Origin of the sequence: Bacillus cereus group sp. BfR-BA-01349 (genome assembly GCF_022663795.1) — a bacterium.
GTDB lineage: Bacteria > Bacillota > Bacilli > Bacillales > Bacillaceae_G > Bacillus_A > Bacillus_A cereus.
Genome location: NZ_JAKUGE010000093.1, coordinates 1 through 7,351 on the forward strand (window position 1 = coordinate 1; position 7,351 = coordinate 7,351).

Genomic DNA, 7,351 nt, shown 5'->3' on the forward strand with positions numbered 1-7,351 from the left:
ACAAGCTATAACCGAAGAAGAGTATCATCAAATTCTTACCGAAGTATTTGATATTATTCCGAACAGATATCTCAATAAAATTTTAGAAAGATACTAGCTACGCTTATATTGATTTATATACAATTTCTCTATTATTCTCAATGTAATTATGCATAAATCTTTAAAGTACACATAACAAATAATACATGTGATAAAATATTACTTGTTAACACGTCCTATAGATTAGTTTGACATTTAAAGCTGTGAAACATCTTTTCCCTAGAAGTTATTGCAAATCTGTTCAACCTTTTATTATTAATATTAAGTTGTATAACTAATAAGAGTATTTTATAGGACGTGTTACATTTTAATTAGGGGGAAATACGGATTTATTCCAAAATTTATTTTGAAGCAGTTGTTCAATTTAAGAAATGAATTCCTATTTCTTGTTTAATTTTTATGGTATAGGAAAATAAGCTGTCTTTTATTAGGTGTCATAGAAAATCCCATAAACAATTCCTTTACATTATTAAATAAAAATTGATAAAGGAGAGATTCTTTTGTCTTTATATAAAAACTTATCAGATGACATGCTAGCGGGATTTTTCGTAGAAATTAACAAAAATATAGAAGAAGGCATTCTCTCTGAAGCTATGCAATATGAAATTAGGTTAATTTTAAAAGAGGCAAAGAAAAGAAAACTTTCAAAGTTTGAATTAAAAAAAATCTATCAAGAGAAAATATTAATTGCAAATAAGAAAGATACAACTGCTGATATCAATAGAAATGTAAAGGTTACCTTAATTATATAATGATTGTTCAGTAATATTCATCAGCTTTTCGAAAATAAAAACTGAAAAAATACTAGTTAAACAATACTCTGGAAATAAGGAATCTTTAACAAGTTAATTAAATTCTAGAGTACACTGAATGTATAACCCGTTTCATTTGTCTATTTAATAAAGGTGTGAACAGCGTTCTCTCTAATTTTTTCTGCTTCGCAAAATCTTCAATAATAAAATAGGTTATCTGGTTGAAGGTAAGAAAAATAATTTGATAAAAGTATTTTCTCCTTATAAATGATGGGGAATAAATATAAACCTAAATTTAAGATGATATATCTGAATTGTAAAATACTTCAAAAAAGAATAGTTTCATCCAATAAAATGAACCCTATAGAATAGACACTTAAAAAAGTCTAATCTATAGGGTGTTTCTTGTATAATAGGAGAAAAATTAGAGTCGAAGAAATTTCAAAATGATGAATAAACTGTTTACAGAAAGAGAAATTAATACTCTATTATGGAATCCATACGTAAAATTATGGAAAAGCACGGGGTTATCTGTCCAATTCGTAGGACAAACCCTTATAAAAGAATGATGAAAGCGAACAAAGAACAACGTGTTGTATCCAAGTTATTAAAACATAAATTTAAACAAAATATCTCTGGAAAGGTGCTTCTTACAGACATTACCACCTATCTAGAATACAGTAAGAATAAGAAAGCGCATTTATTTACAATTCCGGATGGATCCACTAATGAAATCCTAGCTTATCATGTTTCAGAACGGGTTACGTTAGATATTGCTACAACAATCATCATTAAGCTAAAGAAGAATAAAAGGATCTAATTAGCTGAAGGAGCGTTTAGCCATTCAGATCAAGGTTCTCATTATACGAGCCCTACCTATCAAAAATTAGTCAAAAATTGCAACTTGGACAATCAATGTCGAGAAGAGGGAAATTTTGGGATAATACACCATAAAAATTTATTTTTGGCCATTTTAAAGATGAAGCATCTATAAAGTTATGTATATCGTTTACCTAGTTGAAATACGAAGTTAAGAAATATATAACGTATTATAATTATTCTAATTATCAATGGAAAACACCGGTTGAATATAGAAATCACCTTCTTGAGGCTGCTTAACTTTTTTTAATTATCCTTTACAAAGGATACAGATTAGTTTAGAAGTCCTCTTTTTCTTTCTTCTTACAGATTTGATAGATTAAATATATACATTCATGGACTTAACGCGTGATATTTGCTAGATTAATTAACATTCCACGTTCCTTAAAATTTAGGATATACTTTGATGGCTTAAAGAAATCCGACAATAGTAGTCGATGGTTTCTAAAATAATAACTTTTTTAAATTATATTTCTTTAAAATATTCATCTGTTAGCTCCGAATGATAAGGATGATTATAAAGCGTAATAGTAATTAGGTAAATAAATTACTTTTAAAAGATATTAATTATTTTGGCCAGGTTATATTTAAATAAAAATGTATTATATTCAAAAAAATTTTTCAAAACGGACAAACCTATAGTATTGGTATATTTAGTCATTTTTGTTTTTAATATCTATATATTTATCTATAAATATCGGGAGGGGATAATAATGAATTTTCTGAATTTCTTATGAGCAAGAAATACAAAGAAATATAAATATGCTCAAAACGAGAAGAAAGGTGATATATTCAATGTGAACAAGAAAAAAATATAGTAAGTTTCTATTGCTAAACGTTCCGAAATTTATTTTAAATAAAATAGGAAAAGAGACTTCTGAATTTTTAAAAGAAAGAGGGAACATCTTTATAAGGAATTGAAAGATGATGGATACAGTAGAAAGATTGCGTATGCATTTAGAATGAAAGAAACGATATTAACGAAATAATAGCATAACTAATACAGAAGGTGATCAATTAGTGGCATAACCAAAAAATTCCAATTGCAAACGTTAAAAACAGTTAGAAAAAGATAAGGAATGTTTAGAGAAAAATATATTTTAATCTTTTTCAGATATTCGAATAATCCACAATCTTATAAAATGTAGATAGAGCTACTCTAAGGATAATTAACCTTATTTTTAAAGAACCATTATATGTTAATGCAATCATTTCATTACTTGAAGATTATTAAGTAAATAAAAAATTATGATTCTTAGAACTTCTGTATGCCTGATTTGACAATAATGAAATAAGGTCTACTCATTTGTTTGGAGTAGACCTTATAATTATGTGTATCTTCGTAAATAGCTTATAAGTATTTTAGTAATTGAATAATTTCCGTTTTAAATTCAGGGCTTGCTAGTCTTAATAAAGTAGGGACTTCTCTAAAGTGTCTTACAAGAGCTCTATTAATTTTAGTTGAGTAATCTTTTTTCTCCCCTGTGAGTATGTTTACAATGTCTTTTTTCAGTGAGGAACTCACTTTTCCCCATAAAACTTCTGATTCTTCTTTGTGTTTGTCAATAAATATTTTTACTTGATTAATAAAGGGATCGTCTTTATGCTGAATAGCACTCTGTAACTGTGTAATTGTCATGTCTTCTGCCTGAAATGACGGATTCAAGGTGACTTGATTCGTATTCTCAGCAGCACTTGCACTCGTTGCGAAAACTCCAAGACCACTACATCCGATCATACCTGCCAACGCAATTCCTGTACATTGTTTTACAAATGATTTTGGTTTTCTTGCTTTCATAATAAATCTGCCTCCCATATTAATAATTTTCCTTACAGGTAAATGTTACCATGTAAAAGCAGGAGGGATAACATATATGTTACAATATAGTGACACATTAAAATTATAAGATTTCTTAATTGCAACGCCCTCAATTTAAATTGCTACATTATAAAATTAAAGGTGCTGCAATCCAGGCTGAATCTATAATAGTTAGCAATTTAAATTTCTTGCATTTTGCTTTTGAATCATACAAATTACTCTGTAAGTTTGTACGATTAAGTAGAATAAAAGGTATCAAATCTAAATTCATTTCTTGTGAACTTGTTCATGAATCAAAGAAATAGTTTTAAAGTTTTGTCTTGAAAGATTTAAATTAAATTTATAACGTAAGAGTATTACAATATACTTTTTTGAAAATTAATCTCAAATTGAAATAGATAGGAGTGGAATAGAATAGTCATGATTCACAACTACTACATATTTTTGTGGAAGAAAGCCGTTTGCCTATTTTCACAAGTTGTTTGCCCTGTTCGTATAGTTTATAAACTAAGAACGGAGTGAACATACCCCAGCCATTGTCAGCGATATTTCTCCCAAAATTAAATGCTTGCGGCAGTCTTTTCATGTTTAGGTCTTCAATAGCTACAATATCAAAATGAGGTGCGAACTCTTTAAACTTATGATGAAGGAAGTTCTTACGTTGGTTCGCTACTTTTTCCTGTAACTTAGCTACAAGGATACGTTGTTTATTTCAACGAATAGAACCTTTTGTTCTGCTTGATAATACTCGTTGTGCCATTGTAAAGTCTAATTCAACAACGGTTTTTACTTCCTTTTGCACAATCTCTTTTTCGTATTCATCCAAGATGAACACACAGTATTTACCAGTAGGTTTCATAGAAATGGTACATGACTTGATCATATGGCCTTGTGATAGTTCTCTATGCTATTTGGTATGTACCATTTGCAGTTTTGGCATTTGATATGACCATGAAGCAACATAATATTTCTGTTAACTACATTGGTTATATGAGACTTTCCGTCTTATTTACTTTTGAATGTAGGAAAAAAGGTATCGTGTAATAGTTGTACTACACATTGATAAATAGCTATTTTCATATAAACTTTCTAAATTAGCAATTATAGAAACTAAAAAAAGAGAACTGTAGCATGTTCCTTTTACAATTTCATTAATTTTAATGTATTCCCTTTAATTGTGACAAAAATGTTAATTTTTTGAATGTAAAGAGGTTTTGACGCTATAAAAAAGAAATATACAAACGTACGAATAAACAAATATATTATAAAGGAGATAATTTAGTATGTTTACAAAAAAACTAGTAACCGTAGCAACTACTGTAGCATTAGGATGTGGATTAACTGTCAGCATTACACCAGCTTTTGCGGATTCTAATGAGGTTCCCGCAAATCATAGAACACATTCTACTATCCAGAAACAAGAACAAATACCCTTTACTGGGTATGTTATTTCAGTGGATGGTAATTATCTAGTTGTTGCTAATACAACTACAAAAGAAGAAGCACTCTCATATCAAAATGATTGGTGGGAATTGGCTTCTCAAAATAAAATTTTAAGAGTTCCTATTTCTTCTGGGAATCATTATCTACCAGGTGAAAAACTAAATGTATTTTCAGTAGGTTGGACTTTCTCCATTCCACCAATTGCTGTTATGCCTACTATCGAAAAAGTTGCTGATTAAATAATCGTAACAAGCTTATACCTTTTTTTCGAGGATTGAGAAAAAAGTCAATTTAAGATGTCTATTTTTTAATTTATAATGAAAAAGTTAAGACAGTAGATATTTTTATAATGGAACAGACATTGAAAAAACAGCCATATATGTTTTATTACAGGATATGGCGAAGTTAATGAGCTTGCTATTTCTCCATTTTTGTAAGTAAAATCAATGTTTGTTTTGTTGATGTACATAGATGGGATTAATGTTAAGAATATTCAGCGTTAATAATACCACTTTACTATAATTTACAATTATAAAAAATATAACCAAGATGGATTTTTCTTTAAAACTTACCCCTAATAAAGATTTAAAGAGATTTTTGTTTCAATTTTCATCAAGAAGGAATCCAACCGCTATAGAAATTGGATTATTTTGAATCCTTATTCTTTTTCATTTATAGTTTTATAAGATCTTCAACATTTGTATAGTTATTAAAATCGAAAATTCAGACTCATTAACTCATTTTGGTAAGAGGAATTTTAAGATTGTTTGGGTGTAGGATCAAAAAAAGGATAGACTTGATTCATTTGGAATGAATCAAGTCTACCATTATTCGAAAGCGCTGTTATTAACGGTACAATAAAGACAACTATTTTACCGAGGAGATTGGCATTATGAATAAAAGAGAAACGAGAATTCGCATTTTCATTGTATGGAGTGTAATCACCATACTAGTGTACGCACATATTGCCTTGATAATTGTAGGATTAGAAAAGAAATATATCAATTAGGAACTGGATTAATTTTTGATGAAAAGGACCCAAAACGAAAAGTAAAACTAAAGTGGGATTATATTTGTCAACAAGCGCTTGTTTTACGAAGCCAAGGATATACTTATAAAAAAATTGTAAATCAATTAAGATGTCATGTAAGTAGTTTGCGTAAACAGCTAAATCAACGTGACTTGTAAATAGTAGGTCAAAAGCCGTCATAGGAATAAGGAATGGGAGCATCAACGGCCTTCTTATAAGAATTATCTGAGAAAATAACAGGGATTGTAGATAACGCAGTAGGATGGGGAGGAATTGTAAAATCAATCAAACGAAATGAGGTGAATGCAATATGAGAGCAGTTGCGAAAAAAGTACAAATGATACGCTTACAGGAACAAAATTGCATGTGTCAAGCAGTACAATTATTTAATCAAGGGATGGAATATCCAGCTATTGCAAAAAAAGTAGGGTGCAATGTGAGTAGTTTGTATAGAGAACTCAAGAAACGTGGAATATTACAAATGCCAAAATAAATAGCATCATCTAAATCATACAAGTCACCCATAATAAATAACATTTTAGTAAGTTAAAAAATCGTTTACTTGGAGAAATCATTATTTCCTGCATGTATATTTAACTAGTTATTCTGATTTATAACATTGTATATAAAAACAAGAGAACCTTTAAAACGACAAGAATAAAACTCGGATACTTGTTAAATGAAACGAAGTGAGCATTAATGAGTTGACGGGCTTACTCTAACTAAACTAGAAGGTCTTTTATTCGTCCGGTCAAACCACTTGTAAGTGGATACTCTTTATTTTATATTGATTAATTTGTCCTTGTATTAATTTTTATATCAATTTATATTTTAACAATCATGACCCCTAAATCCCTATTAACCATCTGAAAATTTCGACTTTAAAAAAACTGATGTGTTATAATATAATTGTACAGAAAAGACTTTAGTTATTTCTGTACAATTATATTATAAGGAGATGATTTTTATGAGTTTTAAAATTGATGTGGACATAAGTCCAAAAACAAGGGTAAGAGTAGATTTATTATCAAATAATACAGTTGTTTCTTCTCAAACCTATTCTAATGATTCATCAAGTGTTCTAACTAATACAGTGTCTTATCCAGCATCAATAGATAGCGTAAGATATATTATTCTTCAATGAAAATTGAGAGAGTAAGTAATTTTAAGTTAACTCGGATAGTATTTTACAAAATTATAAATAAGAAGACCTCTCATTTTTGAACTGTCCCCTATAAAATGGACAGTTTAATAAAAAAGCCCTGAAAAATCAAGCACTTAAAAGATGATTCCGATATTCTGGTCTTACCCCTGTCAAGTAGACAGTAATAGATTAGGTGCCTTTTCATTAAGCAGCCTTAGTTCCAAATTCAATAGGACTAAGGTTGT

At 29.1% G+C, this 7,351-nt stretch carries 4 protein-coding genes and 3 pseudogenes; 5 read left to right on the plus strand and 2 right to left on the minus strand.

The annotated features are described in order from the left end of the window. Positions 1 to 539 precede the first annotated feature (539 nt). Together MR169_RS27625 and MR169_RS27630 are read left to right on the plus strand one after the other, a co-directional pair. Entirely contained in the window at positions 540 to 791 is a 252-nt protein-coding gene (locus MR169_RS27625; RefSeq protein WP_242320373.1) for a hypothetical protein, read from the plus strand. Positions 792 to 1,281: 490 nt separating this feature from the next. After that, positions 1,282 to 1,910 (plus strand): annotated as a pseudogene (locus MR169_RS27630) (DDE-type integrase/transposase/recombinase); the annotation flags it as partial. Between the two features lie 1,111 nt (positions 1,911 to 3,021). On the opposite strand, the gene MR169_RS27635 reads toward MR169_RS27630, so the two are convergent. Both MR169_RS27635 and MR169_RS27640 read right to left on the minus strand, forming a co-directional pair. Next, positions 3,022 to 3,468 (minus strand): hypothetical protein, encoded by a 447-nt coding sequence (locus MR169_RS27635; RefSeq protein ID WP_242320374.1) that lies wholly within the window; start codon positions 3,466 to 3,468, stop codon positions 3,022 to 3,024. A 448-nt stretch (positions 3,469 to 3,916) separates the two neighbouring features. Then, positions 3,917 to 4,518, minus strand: a pseudogene (locus tag MR169_RS27640) (RNA-guided endonuclease InsQ/TnpB family protein); the annotation flags it as partial. Positions 4,519 to 4,772: 254 nt separating this feature from the next. On the opposite strand from MR169_RS27640, the gene MR169_RS27645 reads away from it, so the two are divergent. The 3 genes and pseudogenes from MR169_RS27645 (at position 4,773) to MR169_RS27655 (ending at position 7,106) form a co-directional block, all read left to right on the plus strand. After that, positions 4,773 to 5,171 (plus strand): DUF3221 domain-containing protein, encoded by a 399-nt coding sequence (locus MR169_RS27645; RefSeq protein WP_242320375.1) that lies wholly within the window; start codon positions 4,773 to 4,775, stop codon positions 5,169 to 5,171. A gap of 1,101 nt (positions 5,172 to 6,272) precedes the next feature. Next, a pseudogene (locus MR169_RS27650) lies at positions 6,273 to 6,452 on the plus strand (helix-turn-helix domain-containing protein); the annotation flags it as partial. Positions 6,453 to 6,929: 477 nt separating this feature from the next. Then, a complete protein-coding gene (locus MR169_RS27655; RefSeq protein ID WP_242320376.1) occupies positions 6,930 to 7,106 on the plus strand; it encodes a hypothetical protein in 177 nt (58 codons plus the stop codon). The last annotated feature ends 245 nt before the right edge of the window (positions 7,107 to 7,351 follow it).